This is a genomic window from Corynebacterium sp. KPL2830 (assembly GCF_040225635.1).
Classification (GTDB): domain Bacteria; phylum Actinomycetota; class Actinomycetes; order Mycobacteriales; family Mycobacteriaceae; genus Corynebacterium.
Genome location: NZ_JBEHFR010000010.1, coordinates 21,114 through 41,676, shown reverse-complemented (window position 1 = coordinate 41,676; position 20,563 = coordinate 21,114). Strand labels below are relative to the sequence as shown.

Annotated in this window: 18 protein-coding genes; 8 read left to right on the top strand and 10 right to left on the bottom strand. The window is 57.4% G+C overall.

The window, feature by feature from the left end; genetic code table 11:
- Window positions 1-45: 45 nt before the first annotated feature.
- Window positions 46-1,746: a chromosomal replication initiator protein DnaA gene (gene dnaA, locus ABRP87_RS04985; protein WP_239269563.1), complete on the bottom strand. Its 1,701-nt coding sequence runs from the start codon at window positions 1,744-1,746 to the stop codon at window positions 46-48.
- A gap of 379 nt (window positions 1,747-2,125) precedes the next feature.
- Here dnaA and ABRP87_RS04980 point away from each other — a divergent pair, with 379 nt between their 5' ends.
- From ABRP87_RS04980 to ABRP87_RS04945, 8 genes are read left to right on the top strand one after another with little or no spacing between them, the layout of a single operon-like run.
- The gene (locus ABRP87_RS04980; RefSeq protein WP_349867936.1) at window positions 2,126-2,416 is read left to right on the top strand and encodes a hypothetical protein; all 291 of its coding nucleotides are present in this window, start codon (window positions 2,126-2,128) and stop codon (window positions 2,414-2,416) included.
- Window position 2,417: 1 nt separating this feature from the next.
- Window positions 2,418-2,561, top strand: a complete 144-nt coding sequence (rpmH, locus tag ABRP87_RS04975; RefSeq protein ID WP_005275994.1) for a 50S ribosomal protein L34 — start codon at window positions 2,418-2,420, stop codon at window positions 2,559-2,561.
- 3 nt (window positions 2,562-2,564) lie between these two features.
- On the top strand, window positions 2,565-2,945 hold the full coding sequence (rnpA, locus tag ABRP87_RS04970; protein ID WP_239269564.1) for a ribonuclease P protein component: 381 nt from the start codon (window positions 2,565-2,567) through the stop codon (window positions 2,943-2,945).
- Complete coding sequence (yidD, locus tag ABRP87_RS04965) at window positions 2,933-3,214, top strand: membrane protein insertion efficiency factor YidD (RefSeq protein WP_239269565.1); 282 nt, start codon at window positions 2,933-2,935, stop codon at window positions 3,212-3,214. The genes rnpA and yidD overlap by 13 nt, the downstream gene beginning before the upstream one ends.
- 13 nt (window positions 3,215-3,227) lie before the next feature.
- Window positions 3,228-4,211 (top strand): membrane protein insertase YidC, encoded by a 984-nt coding sequence (gene yidC / locus ABRP87_RS04960; protein ID WP_023024601.1) that lies wholly within the window; start codon window positions 3,228-3,230, stop codon window positions 4,209-4,211.
- 33 nt (window positions 4,212-4,244) lie between these two features.
- Window positions 4,245-4,844, top strand: a complete 600-nt coding sequence (gene rsmG, locus ABRP87_RS04955; RefSeq protein ID WP_034659477.1) for a 16S rRNA (guanine(527)-N(7))-methyltransferase RsmG — start codon at window positions 4,245-4,247, stop codon at window positions 4,842-4,844.
- A 10-nt stretch (window positions 4,845-4,854) separates the two neighbouring features.
- Window positions 4,855-5,703, top strand: a complete 849-nt coding sequence (locus tag ABRP87_RS04950) for a ParA family protein (protein ID WP_023024597.1) — start codon at window positions 4,855-4,857, stop codon at window positions 5,701-5,703.
- Window positions 5,704-5,709: 6 nt separating this feature from the next.
- Entirely contained in the window at window positions 5,710-6,750 is a 1,041-nt protein-coding gene (locus ABRP87_RS04945; RefSeq protein WP_349867935.1) for a ParB/RepB/Spo0J family partition protein, read from the top strand.
- 76 nt (window positions 6,751-6,826) lie between these two features.
- On the opposite strand, the gene ABRP87_RS04940 is transcribed toward ABRP87_RS04945, so the two are convergent.
- The 9 genes from ABRP87_RS04940 to murJ form a co-directional block, all read right to left on the bottom strand.
- The gene (locus tag ABRP87_RS04940) at window positions 6,827-8,188 is read right to left on the bottom strand and encodes an MFS transporter (protein ID WP_349867934.1); all 1,362 of its coding nucleotides are present in this window, start codon (window positions 8,186-8,188) and stop codon (window positions 6,827-6,829) included.
- Between the two features lie 141 nt (window positions 8,189-8,329).
- On the bottom strand, window positions 8,330-9,511 hold the full coding sequence (locus tag ABRP87_RS04935) for an N-acetylmuramoyl-L-alanine amidase (RefSeq protein WP_349867933.1): 1,182 nt from the start codon (window positions 9,509-9,511) through the stop codon (window positions 8,330-8,332).
- Between the two features lie 82 nt (window positions 9,512-9,593).
- Entirely contained in the window at window positions 9,594-9,917 is a 324-nt protein-coding gene (gene trxA, locus ABRP87_RS04930; RefSeq protein ID WP_005280453.1) for a thioredoxin, read from the bottom strand.
- A 7-nt stretch (window positions 9,918-9,924) separates the two neighbouring features.
- A complete protein-coding gene (trxB, locus tag ABRP87_RS04925; protein WP_349867932.1) occupies window positions 9,925-10,851 on the bottom strand; it encodes a thioredoxin-disulfide reductase in 927 nt (308 codons plus the stop codon).
- 129 nt (window positions 10,852-10,980) lie between these two features.
- On the bottom strand, window positions 10,981-11,529 hold the full coding sequence (locus tag ABRP87_RS04920) for an RNA polymerase sigma factor (RefSeq protein WP_349867931.1): 549 nt from the start codon (window positions 11,527-11,529) through the stop codon (window positions 10,981-10,983).
- Window positions 11,530-11,622: 93 nt separating this feature from the next.
- On the bottom strand, window positions 11,623-14,142 hold the full coding sequence (pepN, locus tag ABRP87_RS04915) for an aminopeptidase N (protein ID WP_349867930.1): 2,520 nt from the start codon (window positions 14,140-14,142) through the stop codon (window positions 11,623-11,625).
- A gap of 69 nt (window positions 14,143-14,211) precedes the next feature.
- A complete protein-coding gene (locus ABRP87_RS04910; protein WP_349867929.1) occupies window positions 14,212-15,927 on the bottom strand; it encodes an ATP-binding protein in 1,716 nt (571 codons plus the stop codon).
- A 534-nt stretch (window positions 15,928-16,461) separates the two neighbouring features.
- Window positions 16,462-16,995, bottom strand: a complete 534-nt coding sequence (locus ABRP87_RS04905) for a YceI family protein (protein ID WP_284611344.1) — start codon at window positions 16,993-16,995, stop codon at window positions 16,462-16,464.
- A 111-nt stretch (window positions 16,996-17,106) separates the two neighbouring features.
- Window positions 17,107-20,544, bottom strand: coding sequence for a murein biosynthesis integral membrane protein MurJ (murJ, locus tag ABRP87_RS04900; RefSeq protein WP_349867928.1), 3,438 nt, complete (start codon window positions 20,542-20,544; stop codon window positions 17,107-17,109).
- Window positions 20,545-20,563 lie beyond the last annotated feature (19 nt).

Sequence of the window (20,563 nt, the reverse complement as noted above, 5' to 3'; positions counted from 1 at the left end):
CCTTCCTGTTATTTAAGGAAGGCGCCACTGGGTGGTTTGTTTGATCTAGGCGCGACCGCGATTCTTGATGCGCTGGGTCAGGGACTGGATCTCGTCGTAGGTATTGCGCTTTTCCGTCATTTCTTTGCGGATCTTGCGATCGGCATAGATCACCGTGGTGTGGTCCTTGCCGCCGAATTGCTCGCCAATCTTGGGCAGCGATAGCTCGGTCAATTCGCGGCAGAGGTACATGGCCAGCTGGCGGGCATGGGCTACCGCGCGCTTCTTGCCGGCACCGCGCAGGGTTTCCACATCAATATCGAAGTATTCTGCGGTGACCTCCATGATGGAGGCCGCGGTAATTTGCCGGTCAGCAGAATCCGGCGCGAGATCGCGCAACGCAATTTCTGCCATTTCCACGTTGATCGGCTCATTGACCAGGGACGAGTAGGCGGATACGCGAATGAGCGCGCCCTCGAGTTCGCGGATGGAAGACTCGAAGCGCGAGGCGATGAGCTCCAGGACGGAGCGATCCACCTCAGTGCCATCGGCGGCGGCCTTCTTCATCAAAATGGCGATGCGGGTTTCCAGGTCAGGCGGTTGAATATCTGTAATCAACCCACCCTCAAAGCGGGTGCGCAGGCGGTCTTCCAGCGTGGTGAGCTGTTTTGGCGGGCGGTCCGAGGACAAAATGATCTGTTTATTGGCCTGGTGCAGCGCATTGAAGGTGTGGAAGAACTCCTCCTGCGTGGATTCCTTGCCCTCTAAGAACTGGATGTCATCCACCATCAAGATATCGAGGTTGCGGTAGCGCCGCTTGAAGGATTCCTGGCGGTCATCGCGCAAGGAATTAATATAATCATTCGTAAATTCTTCCGAGGACACGTACTTCACGCGCAGCCCCGGGTGCAGCACCTGTGCGTAGTTGCCGGCGGCATGCAAAAGGTGCGTTTTGCCCAGTCCAGAACCACCCCAAATAAATAGCGGGTTATAGGCGCGGGCGGGATTTTCCGCCACCGCCACCGCCGCGCCATTGGCAAAACGATTCGATGAACCGATGACGAAGCTTTCAAAAGTGTGCTTCGGGTTCAGCGAGGTCTCCCGGTTGGGATCGTGCGCCGGGGCCTCCCGCGGAATGCGCGCGGCATTCGCAGATCCGCCGAACTCTGGTTGCTGGCGGTTATCGTCCTGCTGGCTGGTGTAGTGCTCCGCCAATTCATCCAGGCTTGCCGGGGCATGGCTGGACCGCCAATTAGGCGGGGTCTGACCTGCGGTGGGGTTGTTATTTCCGCGGGCTGCCGCCGCATCCGTTTGCTGGGGGCGGGAGACGTAATTGTGCGCGGAGGAAGAATCGGTCTGCGCCGGTGGCATGTGCTGTGCCGGCGGGTTGGGTTGGGAGGAAGGGGCCTGCGTGCTTGCCGATGCCCCTCCTGGTGCCGGCTGCGAATTCGATGGGTCAGCGGGTGGTTGCGGCTCCTGCGGGGTGGCCAGGGTGACGGCGAAGGAACACGGGCGGCCGAGGTGGCGGGTAAGGGCCTTGGAGATGTATCCGCCGAGCTCATTTTCTACAACTTCTTTGGCGTTGACATTTTCCGCTGCGACAAGCGTGTAGCCTTCCACCATCATGATCGGGCGAACCAGCTGCAGGTAGAGCCGTTGCGTATGCGAAAAGCTCGGGACCTCAGAGTTGGGCTGCTCGGATTGCGCGAGCAGATCATCGACGATCGCGCGCCAGACAGCTTCTAGGTTCGCTTGTGGTTCAGTCACAACGGGCTACCTTCAATAATTCTCTCGGGGACGGGTGGACAGTAAATAACAAATTCCACGGTGGATTCCACCGCGGTTTTCACAGTGGTTTTATCGAGTTACCTCGATCTCCACAGAGTTATCCACAGGTGTGGAAGAAATAGTTATTCACAGCTTAGTGCATGGCTGTGGATAACTTGTGATAGGCCACTTTATGGTCGTGTACTGCGGAAACAGCAAAACTCTCAAGTGGTTATTTAGAGTTATCCACAACGGTGCACGTGCTGTGGAATTCGATTCCTTAGTTCTACCGCCGCAAAGGTGGGTGTGTCTAACGGAAGATTTATACTTAAAATGCAGGCGGCTATAGACCATTGCGGCGCGAAGGATTAGCCGCAGCATGAGCGCCAAAACTGGCCTTCTAGCTGCAGGAAAAAACACTTATGTAATTTCGGGTGTACCCGAGTGTCGATTTGTTTCCAGCGGTTTAAATCACGTAATCTGGCATGGTCTATTGCAACAGAGAGTTGCGCGTGAACAGGACAGCGTCACTTCGCATTGGCTGGGCTACCAGAGCTCGCCGAGCGTTTGGATAACAGTGACGCGTCAGGTTCATGGAATCCATTCATCAGTGGATGTGCTGCCGTTTTGTGGCGGCAGTATGTCCACGTACAACTTCAAGGAGAATTGACGTGGCAAAGGGTAAGCGCACGTTCCAGCCGAACAACCGTCGCCGTGCACGTAAGCACGGTTTCCGCACTCGCATGAGCACCCGCTCCGGTCGTGCAATTGTGGCCGCTCGCCGCAAGAAGGGCCGCGCAAAGCTGTCCGCATAAGTCATGCTGCCAGCCCACCACAAGCTCACATCGCCGCCGCAATTTCGGCGGACGATGAAGGGCAGTCGCCGGCAGGGCACTCGCACCGTCGTCGTGCATGCGCGCGATACCATGAGTGCGGATTCCAATGGCACCATGGGCAATCCGGCCGACATCGCGGCCACCGGGCCGCGATTCGGCCTCATTGTTTCTAAAGCCGTCGGGAATGCAGTGGTACGCCACCGCACCTCCCGGCGGCTTCGCCATGTGTGCATGACACTTATCCCCAAGCTCCCAGCGGGCGTGGATGTCGTGATTCGTGCGCTACCTGCAAGCGCGACTGCTACCAGTGAGCAATTAGAAAAAGATATTACTAAGGCGCTGCGCAAGCAATGGGATATTTAAATACCCGTGGGGAAGAAATTCCTGCAGCCTCTGGACTGGCCGCACCGTTGGTTAAAGCGGTTCGTTTCTACCAAAAACATGTCTCGGGCCTTAAGATGGTATCAACCTGTCGGTTCGAACCGACATGCAGTGCTTATGCCTTAGAGGCGTTGTCCAGACACGGCGCGTTTAAAGGTACGGCGATGGCAATGGCTAGGGTGTGCAAATGTGGGCCCTGGCATCCGGGCGGATTCGATCCAGTCCCGGTACCGGTCACCAACAACAACTGAGGATTAAACACTCGTGCTTAATTTCATTTACTGGCCAATTTCGGCCGTTTTATGGTTCTGGCACTGGCTGCTATCCCTCGTAATGGATCCCGCCTGGGGCATTACGTGGATTTTGGCCATCGTGCTGCTGACCTGGACGCTGAAGGCGCTCATGGTCAAGCCCACCGTGAGCCAGATCCGATCTTCACGCAAGATGCAGGAAATCCAGCCCAAGGTGCAGGAAATCCGCGCGAAGTACGGCAACGATCAGGCTCGAGCCGCGCAGGAAATGCAGAAGGTCTATAAGGAATCTGGCGTTCGCCCGATGGCCGGCTGCCTTCCGGTCTTGGTTCAGATTCCAATGTTCATTGGTCTTTTCCACGTGCTGCGCTCGTTCGACCGCACGGTTGCTGTAGCCGGCGGCATTGGACACCCCAGCGGCGAACCGATGTCCATTGAGGCCAACGCCAATACCGCGAACTACATCTTTAAACCGGAGCTCGTCCAGCAGTTCTTGGATGCCAAGATCTTTGGCGTTCCGCTGGTGACGAACCTGCGGCTGAACTCGCCCTTGGTGGAAGGCGTTACCACCACCACCCAGGCGGCGTTCATTATTGTGCCGATGATTGCCGTCATTGTGGTGCTGATGCACTTCAACGCGCGCATGAGCTTGAACCGCCAAGAAAAGCGCCGCGCCCAGGGTAAGACCTCGGCCCCGCAGGGTCAGAATGCGGAAATGATGCAACAGCAGATGGCCATGATGTCCAAGATGATGCTGTGGGTCATGCCCGCAATGCTGATCTTCTCCGGCTTCATCTGGCCCATCGGTTTGCTGTTCTACATGCTGTCCAACACCGTGTGGACCTTCTTCCAGACCCGCATCATCTACGGCAAGATGGACCGCGAAGAAGAAGAGGAAGAGGCCGCTAAGATTGAGGCCAAGCGCACTACCGCTCCAAAGCCTGGCGCTCGCAAGAAAGATAACCGCACCAAGAAACAGCGGAAGAACGACAACTAAACAGCTACTGAGGAGATTCTCATAGTGTCCGAGATGGACCCGTCTGCAGTATTTGGCTCTCGCCTGCCGCTCGCGCAGGAATACCACGATTCGCTCGCTACAGACGGGTCCACTCGTGGTTTTATCGGCCCGCGCGAGGTACCGCGGCTGTGGGAGCGCCACATCTTAAATTGCGCCGTCATTGAACAAGTCATTCCGGAAGGCGCCACGGTTATCGATGTCGGCTCTGGTGCCGGGCTGCCCGGCATCCCGCTGGCGATTGCTCGCCCCGATCTGCATATCACGCTCATTGAGCCGCTCTTAAAGCGCTATAACTACCTCAACGAGGTGACCGAAAAGCTGGGGTTAGATAACGTCACCGTGTTGCGAGGGCGCGCCGAAGAAGGCCCCATTAAAAAGGCAGTGGCCGGCGCGGATGTGGTGACCTCCCGTGCAGTAGCTCCCCTGGGAAAGCTGGCAAAGTGGTCTCTTCCCTTGGTGCGCAAAGGTGGGGAAATGATCGCGCTGAAAGGTTCTTCTGTGCACGAAGAGTTGGAGCGCGATGCCGCGGATATTAAGAAGGCCGGCGGCGGAAAGGCCGAGGTCACGACCGTTCACGGAACCACGATTATCCGTGTCCCGCGCGTGAACTAAAGTAGACGGCATGACTAATCCGCGCCTTATCACCATTGCTAACCAGAAGGGCGGCGTAGGTAAAACCACCTCCGCCGCCAACTTGGCCGCAGCCCTTGCTACTGAAGGCAAGAAGGTATTGGTCATTGACCTTGACCCCCAGGGAAACGCATCCACCGCCATGGGCGCGGAACATAGCTCAGGAACCGATTCCAGCTATGAATTGCTTTTGGGCGATTGCACTGCGGAAAAGGCCATGCAGGCTTCCCCACACAATTCCAACCTTTATTGCATCCCCGCGACTATCGATCTTGCCGGCGCGGAAATTGAGATGGTGTCTCTCGTGCGCCGCGAGTTTCGGCTTTACGATGCCCTGCATAACGGTTTCCTAGAAGAACACGGCTTTGAATACGTCTTTATTGATTGCCCGCCATCTTTGGGTTTGCTGACGATCAATGCTATGACGTGTGCGGAGGAAGTCATCATTCCTATCCAGTGCGAGTACTACGCACTGGAGGGCGTGGGCCAATTACTGGGCAATATCACGATGATCCGCGAGCACCTCAATGAAGATCTGCATATCTCTGCGGTGCTCCTTACCATGTATGATGCACGTACACGTTTGGCCGAGGATGTGGCCGATAACGTCCGCGAGCAATTTGGCGCCGTTGTCATGGGCAACGTCATCCCGCGTTCAGTGCGCGTCTCAGAGGCGCCTGGTTACGGGACGACGGTGATTGATTACGCCCCTTCATCCACCGGCGCACGGGCGTATCTCGCCGCGGCTCGCGAGCTCAACAGGCGCGGTGATTATCGCCCGCATCCCACCACGGGAGCGATTGGCGTGAGCCCCGAAATTTATGCGGAATTGGAAGGATAGGATTTCATGGCAGAACAAAAGCAAGGTGGCCTAGGCAAAGGCCTAGCCGCTCTCATCCCGTCCGGCCCCGACGCACCCACCCGCAAGCCACGGCTGGGTGATTCCGCCGCAGATATTATCTTGGGAAACTCCACGGGAAGTAGCGAGCGCAAGGCACGCGGAGAGAAGCGCGTAAAGGGCGCTCCCACCATTCAACAAGGCTCTGGGTCCAAGTCCTCCAAAAAGCGGCAAGCTACGCCGGCAGCAATCGGGGCGACTTACCGCGAGATTTCCGTGGGGGACATCGTCCCCAACCCCAAGCAGCCGCGCACCGTTTTTGACGAGGATGAGCTCAGCGAGCTGGTTCACTCCATCCGCGAGTTCGGCCTCCTGCAGCCGGTCGTCGTCCGCCCCTCCGAGGAGGGCGGATTTGAGCTCATCATGGGTGAGCGCCGTTGGCGCGCCTCCTCCAAGGCTGGTTTGGCCACCATCCCTGCCATCGTGCGCGATACCAAAGATGACAATCTGCTGCGCGATGCCCTGCTGGAAAACATCCACCGCGTCCAGCTCAACCCTTTGGAAGAGGCACACGCCTATCAGCAGCTATTGGAAGAGTTCGGCGTTACTCAGAACGAACTAGCGGACCGCATTGGCCGCTCCCGCCCGCAGGTGACCAACATGCTCCGCCTGCTGCGGTTGCCGGTGGATGTGCAAAAACGAGTCGCCGCAGGCACCCTCTCGGCTGGTCACGCCCGCGCTATCTTGGGCCTCGATGACAAGGAAGCGATGGACTACATTGCGGACCGGGTTATTTCGGAGGGCTTGTCCGTGCGCGCCACCGAGGAAGCCGTAACACTATATAAGCGCGATGGGAAGCCTGCGGAGAATAAGAAGAAGTCCCAGGTACCACAGCCGCAGTTTTTCACCGACTCAGCCGAGCGCCTCTCGGATCGTTTTGATACCAAGGTCACCGTGACCATGGGCAAGCGCAAGGGCAAGATGGTCGTAGAATTCGGTGACCAAGAAGACTTCGAGCGCATCATGGCGCTGATGGAGCGGGATAAATAACTGGCTCCTGTGGCAAGTTCCCTAGGTGCCTGCCACATCCGCAAAGTTAGTGCCCTCGCTCTTCAGAGCGAGGGCACTATTTTTTAGAAAAGATGAAGTGACCCTTGGCTTGTTCTTCCTCGTGTTCGGCACCAAGCGGAATGCCCTTGCGCTCGCGCAGGAGCAGGGCTGCAATAAATCCGACGATGCTTGCGGAGACAAGATATACGGATACAGCAAAGGTCGTGCCCGTTGCTTCTACTAACGCGGCGGCGATCATCGGGGCGAAGGCACCGCCGAGGACGGAGCCGATGGCATAGGTAATCGATACGCCCGAGGCACGGATGGATGCGGGGAAAAGCTCGGTATACATGGCAGATTGCGCACCGTAGGTTAACCCGAGGCCTACCGTCAGGAAGATGAGGGCGGCATAAAGCAATCCCAGGGATGCTGTATTTACCAGTGGGAAAAGGGCCGCTGCACCGATTGCTTGAATAACAAATCCGATGAGATACGTCGTGCGGCGCCCGATGTAGTCCGATAACCAGCCAGCGAAAAGCGTAAAGATGAGCCACGTGAAGGCGGATAGCGTGACGGCATTGAGGACATCACCACGCGCGAGCGAGACCGGGCTCTCGGGGTTTGTGGCGTAATTTTGGATATAGCCACCGGTGGTCATATAGCCCACTGTGCCGTTACCTGCAAAGACTAGGGCCGCGACGAGGACAAGCGGGAAATACCGCTTGAACAAGATACCAATGGGGTTTGCCGCCTCGCGTTTCTTATTAGCCGAGATTTCCTGAAAGACCGGTGACTCATCCACGCCGATGCGGATGGCGTAGCCAATGATGACTAGAACGAAGGAAAGCAAGAAGGGCACGCGCCAACCCCATTCAAGGAAGGCATCCCCTGGCGCGACAATATTCATGATGGACAGCACGCCAGAGGACATCAGCAGGCCGATGGGGACTCCGATTTGTGGCCCAGCGCCGAAGAGGCCGCGCTTTTCGTTGGGCGCGTGTTCAACTGCAAGAAGCACCGCGGAACCCCACTCTCCCCCGGCAGAAATGCCTTGAATGATGCGGAGGAAAATCAACAGGATGGGAGCCCATACTCCCGCCGTATCGTAGGTAGGCAGGAGGCCAATCAGCGTGGTGGCCCCACCCATGGCAAAAAGGGTGACCATGAGGACGAGGCGGCGACCAAGGCGGTCCCCAAAATGGCCCGCTAGGAAGGCACCGAGGGGCCGAAAGAGGAAGGATAGGCCCACGGAGGCGAAGGAGACGATGCTGGCTACCCCACCTTCTAAGGGGCCGAACATCACTTGGTTAAATACCAAGCCGGCAACCGCGGCATAGAGAAAGTAGTCGTACCATTCAATCGCGGTTCCGATTGTGGTGGCAGCTACTACGCGGCGCGTTTCTTTTCTGGAAATTGGGGCGGAGGTTGAGCTGCCCATTATAGGAATCCATTCAATTGGTAGATATCAATAGCTTGGACTGATACTAATCGAATGAATTCTATTGGTACAAGATAACGCAGTTAATCTTGCGCGGCGGCCAGCGATTAGGTCCGCTCTGTGCGCTCCAGCCCGTACAGGCTAAGCCTGCTCCGCTTGGAGAAGCTCGGAGAATTTGTAGGTACCGGTGATGGCGGTGTCTTGCTCCATGAGGTACATGCGCTTGACGGCGATAACGATTGCTTCTGCAATATCGTCACGGCGCTTCGGGTTGGTCAGGATTTTAACGTCCTCAGGGTTGGTGAGGTAACCCAAAAAGATCTGAACAACCGGCATCTGCGTCAGGCGCAAAAGATCCCAGGTGCGGCCGTGGTTGGAACAGTCCTGTAGATCGGTGCGGGCCACGATTTCACGCTGGATGAAGCCGGATAGGGTTTCACCAATGAGTGAAGAGTTTCCGGATTCGGAACCAAAGTAGAACGTGGCTACGCCGTGGGCTTTCTCATTGGGATAAGAATCGCACGCCAAAGAGATGACTATATCGGCATCAAAGGCATTGGCCAGCTCGGCACGGGATTGCACGTCCGCATCATCGGTGCGGGGGCGCGAAATAATGGTTTCCATGCCGGCGGCGATCATGCGGCCTTCGATGCGTTGGGTGAGATCCCAGAGGATTTCTTGCTCAGAAATATCACCAAAACGGCCCTTGACCGTGAAGCCGGAGTCCCGGCCACTTAGTGCAGGGTCAATGACCACGCGCTTGCCCGCCAACTTTGGCCCAGCATTGCGCACACGCTCGCGCTCTAAAATATTGTGCGCCGAACCGCCAGTGATGCGGCGGCCGAGCAAGCTGAGCGCGCGAATGGTAGCTGGTCCACACACGCCGTCTTCCTGCAGCCCACAATTGTGCTGGTATTCGGTTAAGGCAGCGTGGGTATTGCGGCCAAAATGACCATCGACGCGGTCTTGATAAAAACCGAGCTCTTGCAGTTGTTGCTGCAATTGCGAAATGTCATCGCCCACCAATGGATTGGTGGGTTCATAGCTCAATACGCGGCTGCCCAGGGTATAAGAGGCTTGGCGCAATTCGCGCAGGGTGAGATCGTCGATCTCTCCCGTTGGGAGGATGCCGCGCGATTGCTGGAATGCCTTGAGCACATCAGCGAGATCGGCATCAAAGGTCTTATCAGTCTCGGAGTACTTCTGCTTTTTCCAGGCAGAGAGTTCGCCCGTGAAATCTGATAAGAGGCCAAGGCGAGCCAAGGTGGCGCGAGCTTCAGCTACGCGCACACTTGAATCACCAACCCGAAGAACGCGATTCACGCCTTTCACCCCTTCCACGGCCTAGGACTTTTGGCCGCATGGCAGATTTCCTACTCGGTAACTTTAGTAACAAGAGTAACAGCTATAGCTGCTTTTTCACTTGCGCCACGATGTCGTCTTTAGAGCGCAGCCCGACGAACTCGTCGACCTTCTCGCCATTGTTGAAAATCAGTACATTTGGGATGGACATGATTTGGAACATGGCACCAAGGTTTCGTTCTTCATCGACGTTGACCTGGGCGATGGTGACTTCACCGTCGAGCTCATCCGCGACCTCTTCCAAGATCGGAGACAGCTTCTTGCATGGCCCGCACCATTCCGCCCAGAAGTCCACGACGACGGGTTTGTCCGCCTCGATGACATCAGAACGGAATGTTTCAGTGGTTACCTTTTTGACGTTGCTCATACTGGATCTAACGGTTTGCAGCCAAGAATTGTTCCGCATCCATGGCAGCGCGGCAGCCAGAACCTGCGGCGGTGATGGCCTGCTGATAATGATCATCTACCAAGTCACCGCAAGCGAAAACGCCAGGCAGAGAGGTCTTAGTAGAGGGCTGGTCAACCTCGACGTAACCGTTGTCATTGAGCTTGATCTGGCCGTTGAGGAAGGACGAACGCGGATCGTGGCCAATGGCAACGAACATGGCGGTCACGTCCAAGGTGGAGGTTTCCCCAGTTTCAACGTCCTTGAGCTCTAGGCCGCCGACCTTGCCGTCATCTTCAAGCACGCGCTCGACAACCTTATTGGTTTCCCACTTAATCTGCTCGTTCTCCTGGGCGCGGTCCAACATGATCTTGGAGGCGCGGAAGTTTTCGGAGCGGTTCACAATGGTGACAGACTCCGCAAACTTGGTCAGGAAGGTAGCTTCCTCCATGGCGGAATCGCCGCCGCCGATGACGGCGATATTGTGGCCCTTGAAGAAGAAGCCATCGCACGTAGCGCAGGTAGAAACACCGCGGCCGGAGAGCTCTTCTTCGCCGGGGATGCCAAGGTGGCGCGGTGCGGCGCCGGTGGCGAGGATTACCGTGCGGGCTTCAAAAACCTCGTCGCCCACGTGGAGCTTTTTAATATTGCCCTCCAACTCGACGGAGTCGACGACTTCCATGCGCAGATCCGCGCCAAATCGGATTGACTGTGCTCGCATTTCTTCCATGAGCTCTGGACCCATGATGCCTTTTTGGAAGCCTGGGTAGTTCTCTACCTCGGTGGTATTCATTAATTCGCCACCGTATTCAAAGCCCTCGAAGACAATGGGGCTGAGTTCAGCACGAGCGGCATAAAGCGCGGCGGTATAACCGGCAGGTCCGGAACCTACGATGGCAACATCGTGGACGGTCATTGCTAACTCCCTAAAATCACAGTGTCATTTTGCGTAACGTCAAGAGTCTACCCGCCTGATTGCGAATCGTTCATATTGCAAAGGCGCACCGCAGCGAAATTGATGCAAGAATGATGCGATATCGAGATGTTAACCGATGGCTTCGCGCAAGGCCTTTCGTGCGCGTGCCCGGCGAGATTTAATGGTGCCAGGCTTTACGCCTTGGGCGGTGGCGACCTCGTTGACGCGAAACCCGGCGACATCGGTAAGCATGAGTGCTTCGCGCTGGTCTTGCCTTAAAAGCTCCATGGCCTCGCGGACGACGAGCTGCTCGGCAAGGTTTTCGGATGGGTTATGCGCCAGCAGTGGATTGCGATCATCGGCAAAATCATCGCTATCGAGCGAGGCGTTTTCCCTATTAGCCCGGTGATTTAAATAGTCGTAGCCGGTGTTTTTCACCAGGCGGTGCAGCCACGTGCTTAAGGCCGATTCCCGCCGGTAGTTATGGAGATTGCAGCTAGCGCGCAAAAAGGCTTCTTGCACGACATCCTGGGCGTCATACTCATTTCTTGTATAACGCCGCGCCACGGTGGTCAGCCGCTTGCGGTGGCGTTCCACGATGGCGGAAAAGGCTTTATTATCCCCCTCGATAAAAGCATCAACTAATTCTTCGTCGCTGTGGTCAGGACTTAATGGCATCTGTAGATTCCCCCCGGATCAACAAGTGTTAAAGCAATTGTGACCCGAAGGGAACTCCGGCGCGAGCCGGCAGCGGTACAGTCTATTGACCGCCTACTGTTGGGCGCGCACGCGAAGGGTGCGGCGCAGATGATCGCGGCACTCTAAGAGCACGCGGCGCAGCGCACCCGGCAGATCCTTGTGCAGGAGATCCGTGGTGGCGGACTCCGCCATGGAAGATTCCGGGTAGAGGCCGCGGATCAGCCGGTTGGCTATCTCAATCGGGTGGTTATCCCAGATTTCTTCGACGCGGCGGAAGAACTCATCGGCGAATTCTTCCTGCAGCTCCGCCGAGCGCGGGGCGTTGAAGCCGGCCAGCAGGGCATCGACCTCAGCATTGGAATACTCCCCGGGCGTCAGCGCGCTATCGAAGGCGGCCCGCTTGGTCTCCGGCGTGGGGAAGGCGTGGCTAGCGCCCAAGAATTCGGCGGCGCCGGTCAGCGTATTATCGCGCTGCTTTTCTGCCTCGAGCTCATCCAGTTTGACGGCGTCGCGGGCGGCCAGGGCGCGCAGGATGGACCAGCGGATCTGCGGATCGAGGCGCAGGCCCTCCACCGTGCCAGCAAGCAGGTCACGCAGGCGATCGGTGCCGGAGGCCTTAGGCGTTGCGGCGAGTGCGGCAATGGCGGTGCGGGCCAGAATGAGCTGCGCATCGGAGCCCGGATCCGCGGCGGCGAGCTGTTCCCACAGCGCATCGGCGAATTTGGCGCGCACCTGTTCGCGGCGGTCTTCGGCCACGTAGTGCTGGATGGCAAAGTGGGCATTGCCGTAAGCGGTGGTCAGCAGCGTGGCATTGGTCTCTGCGGGCGCGTGCTTGGCGACGACCCCCACGTACTCCTCCGCATTCCACTCCCCGTCCCTGGTGAGGTTCCACAGCGAGGTCCAGATGACCGCGCGGCTAAGTCCATCCTGGACCTCGGACAGGTGATCGCGGATGGTGGCAAGCGAAACGTCGTCGAAGCGGACCTTGGCGTAGGTGTGGTCGGCATCGTTAAGCAGCAGCAATGCCGGGGCCTTCTCCCCCGCCGCCTCATCCACGATGGTGCGGTGGCCACCGGCGGGAAGGTCGATGTCGAATTCGCGGTACTTGTGCAAGGAGGCATCAAAAAGCGCCACGCTCAGGCGGTGTGGCCGGGTCGTATCCTCGGCCTCGGCGCTCACCGCAAGCTCGGTGATCTTGTCACTCTCCGTGTGCAGCTCCGGGGTGAGGGTGTCCGGTCCCCAGGTGCGCAGCCATGCCTTTGACCAAGAATCGAGGTCGCGGTCAGTGTGCTTTTTCAGGGCCGTGAGCAGGTCATCGAAGGTGGCCGCGGCGAAGGCATGCTCCTGGAAATAATCCCGCGCGCCTGCGTAAAAATTATCGCGGCCGACGTAGTGCACGAGCTGTTTGAGCACGGCCGCGCCCTTGGCATAGGTAATGCCATCGAAATTCTGGCGAGCGGCATCGACGTCTGGGATATCGGCCTTGATGGGGTGCGTGGTGGGAAGCTGATCCTGCAGGTAGGCCCAGTTCTTGCGCTGGCCAGCAAAGTTGACCCACGCCTCTTCGTAGGAGGTGGCGTGTACGGAGGCATCGGCGCCCATGAACTCGGCAAAGGACTCCTTGAGCCAGAGATCGTCCCACCACTGCGGGGTGACAAGATCACCGAACCACATGTGGGACATCTCGTGCAGGATAGTATTTGCGCGAGCGGCCTTCTGGCTGCGCGTGGCCTTAGAGCGGAAGATATAGCTTTCCGTAAAGGTCACCAGGCCAGGGTTCTCCATCGCACCGAGGTTATATTCGGGCACGAAGATGGAATCGTACTTGCCCCAAGGGTAAGCAAAGCCGAAGTTCTCGTGGAAATAATCCATGCCCTGCGCGGTAAGCTCTAGGATTTCCTCGTCTAAGTATTCAAACATGGAGGCGCGGGCAAAGGCGCGCAGCTGCGCGGAGTGCTCGCCATCCGGCGAGGTCCATGTGCGTTCCTGATACTTATATGGCCCCGCGGCAAAAGAGGTGAGGTATGTAGAAAGCGGCGGGGTGGGCACAAAGCGGACCGTGGCATTGTCCCCGTGTTCCTCGCGCTCTGCCTCTGGCTGATTGGAGAGGATCTGCCAGTCCTTTGGCGCGGTCATGGCGACGTGGAACGACGCCTTGAGGTCGGGCTGCTCAAAGCAGGGGAAGATGCGACGGGCATCGGAAGGCTCGAGGTGCGAGTACAGATAGGTCGCGTCATCGGCCTGGTCGTGCATGCGGTGCAAACCCTGGCCCGTGCGCGAGTAGCGCGAGATGCCGCTGACCTCAATCGTCAGCTCCTCCCCCACCGGTAGCCCGTGGAGGTGGATAATGCTGCCATCAAAGTCGACGTCCTGCGCCTGACCGTTAACCGTTACCTGCTCTACCGATTCTCCCAGGTAGTCCAGGAAAAGCTCGGGCTCGGTGGTGGTGAGCTCGATGCGGCTCGTCGCGCCAAACGTGGGGCTTTCCTTCACCTGAGATAAGTCCAGGTGCAGGTGGTATGCCCGCAGGTCTACTGCTGCGGCGCGCTCTTGGAGTAGCTCGTGCTGGGTTTTATCGCGTTGTGTCGTCATAGTTAGAAACTATAGTTACCGCAGAAGCTGGGCTCAGGAAGATGTGCTCCTGAATCTCCGAGGAGCATTTCAACCGGCGACAATCCACCGAGTATTACTGCCTCTTTGTGGGCCCGATGGATCGATCGTGGCTTGTCCCATTTTTTTCAAATGGCGCAGGATATCAGTTATCATCTTTCTGTCGACACCTAGTTCCTCGGCCGTCTCCCGTGCGGAGAGTACTTCGCCTGCTTCAAGCTGTGCCAAAATCCAATCTTGCACTGAGGCCGATGAAATTGCTCCTTGTTTATTCAATCCCATGAGTTTCCTCGCGTCACCAGACAGGATCCATTCCCCGGCGTTCCGAAGCCTTTCCAGGTATCCAATAGACGAATACCACTGGAGAATATCTTGGGCTTCTTGCTCGGTGACCTGCATTAGAACGGCTGTGGATCGGTTGAGCAAAATCTTGTGATCCATGAGTTGGCGTGCGATAAGTAACCCATTGATACTTTCGAACGCCTTGTCCGGGTAATGGTCGTTTAATTTAGCTAACGCATAGACAAAGTCCTTGTCTACCTCACCAGAAGATAGGCTTACTTCGACAAAATTCTCCGCTGTATGCAAAGCCGGGGTATGGCGTCCACTAGCTAACATCGCTGCCCACATGCGGTCGAAACCCCGTGAAGATTCCTCTGCAAGGTCCAGCATTCTTAAGGCAGCCATGAGTCGCGGATTGCGGGGAATCGATTGAGTAGTTAAGATTCGCTTTTCTGTGACTCCCACTGGCAACGGTCCTGGTGACCAGACAGTAAGCGCTGTCGGTGATTGGTCAATGACTACTGCACTACTAGCATCCCAATCCCTGTGTGCGAGAGCGTTAGAAATGACCTCGTCCACTGCGGTCTCAGGAAAGGCTGGGATAGAAATCTCTTGCCCGTTTGGGAAAGTCACGCGTGCAACTTCTGTTCGTGCTGCGGTTGCTACGAGCTCTTTTAGCCTCAGGTAGGCGGTGATCAAAGGTGCAGATATTTCCGTGGCCTGGGGATCTCCTCCAGGTACCTCACGGGCCAAGTGCCTGATGGTAGTTCGACTGTTGGCTGGAGTAATGAACAGGATTTCTGCGGCGTAGGTTAACTGACCATCGCGGGTGAGAAGACCGAGCTCGGAAAGTAGTTCATTGGTCGTGTGGGGTACTCGATCTAAGGAACCTGAAGCCGATCGTGCTTTTTTGAGGAGCCGGCGCGCTTGATCGATGGCTGTAGCATCCAAATCTTCGAAAGAATATCGGGACTCAGCTGCAGAAAAGTCCGGATTTGCGCGCTGAAAGGCGATGGAGCGCCGCTCTTCTTCAGAAAGTGGCACGCACGAGGTGCCTCTGCGAATGTTGGCCTGCCCTTTCGGGCGTTGGTAAAGTGTCAACCCCTTGGGAATTCGCAGACAAATAAGCCGCTGACCGCAATAGTTAAGTTCAGTTCCTTCTACTCTGATTCCAGGTTGAGTACCATTAAATATTTTCTGCTCAATCCATTCGATGCTGCGTGAGGTTCCGGTAAAAGCTGCGGCACCTGCCCTTTTATCTGAAACGCCCAAGACGATATGGCAAACCCCGGCGTTCGCGTTGGAAAAGCATATGGTTTCATCAATGAGGAATTCAGTAAGTGAAGCATCTGGGTTTCGATTCTGTGGATGTGTTGCGGGATCTTCTTTGAAGTCCAAAACCTGACTCTCTTGGCTATCGGCGGTAGCACCTTCCTCGATAGCTTTGAGAGCTGCGTAAACGGCCTGCAATTCTGCCTCAGACATAAATGAATGTTAGCACAAGTTGTTTCAAACAACTTGTGCACAACTCCTCGAAGCTTAATTATTCGATTACAACAGATGTGCTGGTCAGAAGAGTAGCAAGTTGTTTGAAGTTGTTTACCTTAAAATCGCGCGGCGATTCCAGGGTCTTAAACGAGGGACCTAGGAATTTCTTTAAAAACCCAGCCTAACTTCGATATTCTGGGCAAACTGCTACTTCCGGCGGGGGTGCTAACTCGCGAATACTTGGGGGCTTCGCGAAACCCAGAAGTTGTTTGAAATAACTATACACAACTCTCAACTAATATAATTCGGTCGCTTCTTCATACCTGCAGCTCAAGGTATAAATTCAAGTTGTTTGAAGTTGTTGTGGAGTTGTTTTGTGCTGGCCGAGTATTTGCCCAGACAAGGCACCAAACCTGAAAGATTTGCCTGGGGAATACGACTAAAGCCCGCAGCCGAGTGGGTACGCGGCGCGGGCTTTAGCTGTTGGTAACCAGGGGGCTGTGAGAGCCCAAGATTTTCAAAGAAGTGCGATTACTGCTTGATGGCAGAAACCTCGAGCTCGATCTTGATGTCTTCAGAAACGAGGACGCCGCCGGTCTTGAGCGGAGCGTTGAAGTCGATGCCGAAGTCCTTGCGGTTGATCTTGGTCTGTGCCTCGAAGCCCAGGCGGAAGTTGCCGAATGGGTCCTCAGCGGTAGCGACCTCTTCAACCTTGAGGTCGACGGACTTGGTGGTGCCCTTGATGGTGAGGTCACCGGTGACGGTGCCGTTGCCGTCTTCGTCAACGTTGACGTTGGTGGTGGTGAAGGAAAGCTCTGGGTGCTCCTCCACGTTGAAGAAGTCTTCGTTCTTTACGTGGCCATCGCGGTCCTCGTTGCCGGTGGAGATGGAGTCAGCCTTGATGGTGGCCTCTGCGGTGGAGTCGGCGATGTTCTCGGCGACGTTGATGGTGCCTTCGAATTCACCGAAGTTGCCGCGCACCTTGGTGACCATGGCGTGCTTGGTAACGAAGCCGATAACGGTGTGCTCTTTGTCGATGGTGTAGGTACCTGCTGCGAGGGACATAATTGATTCTCCTAACGTTGTTGTTGATGTAACACCAACTACGATACTCGACTACGCACTTTAGTCAAGCCTTGAAGTAAAATTTCTTTTTCCAACCCGCTGAACTCGGTATTAAGGATGGCCCACAAGCTGGACCTCCCCCAGTGTAACCTCTTTTGACTTAGGCAGATCCGTGATGACTATGAGCGCGGCATCGAATTTCTGAGGCGTTTCCTTCAACTCTAAATCCTCGTTTGCGTGCTTGAACTTGCCCTCCGCCAATTTGGGAAGGGAACTCAGCTGCGGGTGCTTGGGATCGAAATCGTCTTTATTAACGCCATAGATTTCGTAGTGCGCGCCATTGGACCTGGTGTGGGTCACGGTCATGACAGAAAGGTGGGCCGGGTTATCCAGGGTGACCAAGGCGCCGGAACCGGATTCCTTCGTGGACCAGGTGGTGATCGTCTTGCCATCGATAAGCTGCTCATTATCCTCGCCATCTGGCACCGTGATGGCGGATGATTCCTTGAGGTGCACCGGCGGGGTATCCGGGATCATCGTGGAGCCCTGCACGGTTTCGGTAACCGAACTGGTCTTTTCTACATCGCTGAGCAGGGACATCACCCACGTCGTCAGCGCCGCCATGCCTACGACGAAGATGGTGGCGAAAATGCCGATGACCACGACGCCGGAGCCCGAGTAACCGCGGCCGCCAAAGCCGGGTTCTTGCTTCGGATCCTCTTCCTGCGTGGGCTCATCTTCAACGACCACGGGGAGGGCCTCGGTCTTTTCTTCTTGCTCTTCTGGGGCGAATTCGCGCAGGCGCTTGGCGATGCCCGCCGAGGTCAGCCCCTCCGCCTCCTGCAGCTCTTCCAGCTTCTCTTCGCGGGTCTCTGCATCCGCGGCATCAAAGGCCAGCCGTGCCTCTTCGAGGCGCTCTGCGGCCTCATCGGCGGTGAGGTTGGCGTCATCGGAAATATCGCGCAGCTTCTTCGGCGATGGTTCGGTGGATTCGACCAGCATGCTTAGCGCGGAGCTGAGGGCCTCGCGGTCGCTTTCTGCAGACGTCCCATCCAGCACCGCGGGGAAGGCAACCTTGACGATGCCGGAGGTGGATACGCGGAAGCGGTCGCGGTGCTCCACGCCGAGGATGAGGCCGGCGTCGTGGGCCGTGGCGGCATCGGCAAACAGCGGCGCGGTAGCGCGGGCAACGGAGTTGGGGTCGAGGTTATCTGCCTCTGCCACCTGCTTGAGGGAGGTGCCCTCAAACCAATCCGCCACCACCAGGCAGCCGGTGCGGTAGGACAAAATCTCGATATTATCCGCCATGGTCTCCAGGTTGAGCTCGGCCAAACGCCGCGTATTGCGGGAGATTTCGGCGGAGCGGCGGGCAGAGACCGTGGGCGTCGATGGCGCGATGGGCGCCTGGGTATTGGTATCGACGAACGTCAGCGCCACGAGGCGGCCGGTGGCTTGTTCGCGGGCCTGCCAGAACCGGGCGCCGGATACAGCGCCGTGATCCTGCAGAAGGCGGAAGCGACCGTCCGATACGGGGGCGCCGGGGACCAAGCGCGGGCCGCGGACGATACCGGCGGACATCGGTGGCGGGACCAAGGTGGCGTTGAAGGAATCCTGCGTATAGACCGGCTGGATTTCCTGCAGGTCTGGTTCCTCGACCTCGATGGCCTTGGAATTGTCCACCGTGATGAACCGGGACATTCCTGGGATGCGCTGGAGGGCGCGCGCCAGGTTCTGCACCTCGGGCAGGGAGGACTTGGACAGGACGAGCCCGGTGATAATCACAAAGACGATGCCCAGCACGACAACCTTGACCAGCGAGACGATCGAAGGCAGCTGCTCCGGCAAGAACAATTGCACGAGCCAGTACAGTGCCCAGGACACAATGAGTCCTACCGCGCCGGCGCCGGAGGACCAGAGGACCGTCTGGGTCACGGCCTTGCCGCCCAGGCTGCCCAGCTTGCGTTTGAGCAGGAAGCCGCCGATGACCGCACCGGAGACAAAGCCAAAACCGTTGGCGGTACCGAGGAGGATAACCACCCGGTCCGGGTTGCTGGTCATCAACGGCGCCAGCAAGGTCAGCACGACCTTGGTCAGCGTGATGCCGGCAATGATGAAGGTGGGCGTCCACGCCTCTTCCCTAGCGTAGAAAACGCGCAGGTGCAGCAGCACCAGCGCATAGGGGATCAAGGTAAAGGCGGAAAAACTGATGGTGAGGCCGAGCTGCTCGGCGCTATCCGCGCCGTAGGCGCCGTACTGGAATAGCGCGCGGGCGATGGGCACGCCGAAGCCCGTCATGAAAATGACGATGGGGATTAGCGCGATGAAGGTCAGTTTGGTACCCAAGGTGAGGTCGCGCACCACGGCATCGACATCGCCATCGGCGGCATTGCGCGAAAGCCGCGGCATGATGGCGGTCAACAAGGTCACGCCGATAACGCCGTACGGCACCTGCAGCATCAGCCACGCGTTCTGGTACACCAGCGGCGCACCGGCATCGGCATACGCCGCCACGCGGGAGGTGATGACGTAACCCAGCTGGGAGATGGCCACGTAGGTAATAATGGCCAGCGCCATGCCGCCGAATTGTTTGATGCGGGCATCGAGGCCCCACTTTGGGCGCAGGTTGATGCCGGCCTTCTTCAGATACGGCACAAGGATCAAGCACTGCACGATCACTGCAGTGGTGGTGCCCAGACCCAGCAGCATGATGTGTGGATCCGCCACCGGCGTAGGTTCGTGCGGGTCGAGGCGGCCTGGCAAAAAGCGATAAGCCAGCAGGACGCTGATGGAGATGATGTTATTGACCACCGGTGCCCAGGCGCCAGGGCCGAAGATATTCTTGGTATTTAAGACCGCCTGGAAGAGGGCGAAGAGGCCGTAGAACAGGATCTGCGGCAAGAGCAAGAAGGCCAATGATGTTGCCTGCACGGCATTGGCCTTGGAATCTTCAGGCAGCATCATCCTCGTTAATAATGGCGCGAAGATAACGGAGAGGATGGTAACGATACCCAGGATGGAAAACGCCAGGGTAAAAAGTCTTCGGACGAAGGTTTCGCCGCGGTCCGAGTCTTCCTTCTCCGCGCGCACCAAGACCGGAACCACCAGTGAGGTCAGCACCGCGCCCAGCACGATTTCGGTGACCAGGTTGGGGATCTGGTTGGCGCTGCTGAAGGCCGTACCCACCGTGGCACCAAGGGTGGCGCCGATCAGCATCTGCCGCAGGAAGCCGGTGATGCGCGAGAGCAGCGTGGCGATGGCCATCGTTCCCGTCGCGCGGATGACGTCCTGATTGGAGGCCTCGATCTCCGCATTGCGGCCAGTCAGCGCGGACTTATCTTCCTCAGGGGGAACAGTCGTGTTCTGCACTGAGGGCTTGGGCCGCTTTTCTGGTACCGGTGCGGGTGGAGAAGCGCGCACGATGCGGCCGCGCGCGCCGGCGGTAACCGGGACACGGTTCTCTTCCGCATTGGGGGCGGTATCCGTGGGGTCTACCGCGCCCGCAGGTGCCTTCTCCGCGTGGTGGGCCTGGCGGCCATCTTTTTCGGTCATAGAGGATACAACTTCAACT

What these genes read in the sequence shown, in the direction of transcription:
- ABRP87_RS04920 (WP_349867931.1), bottom strand. Translation starts at nt 11,529, where the DNA reads ATGCCATTAAGTCCTGACCACAGCGACGAAGAATTAGTTGATGCTTTT.
- ABRP87_RS04940 (WP_349867934.1), bottom strand. Translation starts at nt 8,188, where the DNA reads ATGGGCAGCTCAACCTCCGCCCCAATTTCCAGAAAAGAAACGCGCCGC.
- ABRP87_RS04980 (WP_349867936.1), top strand. Translation starts at nt 2,126, where the DNA reads ATGAGCGCCAAAACTGGCCTTCTAGCTGCAGGAAAAAACACTTATGTA.
- pepN (WP_349867930.1), bottom strand. Translation starts at nt 14,142, where the DNA reads ATGACGACACAACGCGATAAAACCCAGCACGAGCTACTCCAAGAGCGC.
- murJ (WP_349867928.1), bottom strand. Translation starts at nt 20,544, where the DNA reads ATGACCGAAAAAGATGGCCGCCAGGCCCACCACGCGGAGAAGGCACCT.
- rnpA (WP_239269564.1), top strand. Translation starts at nt 2,565, where the DNA reads ATGCTGCCAGCCCACCACAAGCTCACATCGCCGCCGCAATTTCGGCGG.
- trxA (WP_005280453.1), bottom strand. Translation starts at nt 9,917, where the DNA reads ATGAGCAACGTCAAAAAGGTAACCACTGAAACATTCCGTTCTGATGTC.
- yidD (WP_239269565.1), top strand. Translation starts at nt 2,933, where the DNA reads ATGGGATATTTAAATACCCGTGGGGAAGAAATTCCTGCAGCCTCTGGA.
- ABRP87_RS04905 (WP_284611344.1), bottom strand. Translation starts at nt 16,995, where the DNA reads ATGTCCCTCGCAGCAGGTACCTACACCATCGACAAAGAGCACACCGTT.
- rsmG (WP_034659477.1), top strand. Translation starts at nt 4,245, where the DNA reads ATGGACCCGTCTGCAGTATTTGGCTCTCGCCTGCCGCTCGCGCAGGAA.
- ABRP87_RS04950 (WP_023024597.1), top strand. Translation starts at nt 4,855, where the DNA reads ATGACTAATCCGCGCCTTATCACCATTGCTAACCAGAAGGGCGGCGTA.
- ABRP87_RS04945 (WP_349867935.1), top strand. Translation starts at nt 5,710, where the DNA reads ATGGCAGAACAAAAGCAAGGTGGCCTAGGCAAAGGCCTAGCCGCTCTC.
- ABRP87_RS04910 (WP_349867929.1), bottom strand. Translation starts at nt 15,927, where the DNA reads ATGTCTGAGGCAGAATTGCAGGCCGTTTACGCAGCTCTCAAAGCTATC.
- trxB (WP_349867932.1), bottom strand. Translation starts at nt 10,851, where the DNA reads ATGACCGTCCACGATGTTGCCATCGTAGGTTCCGGACCTGCCGGTTAT.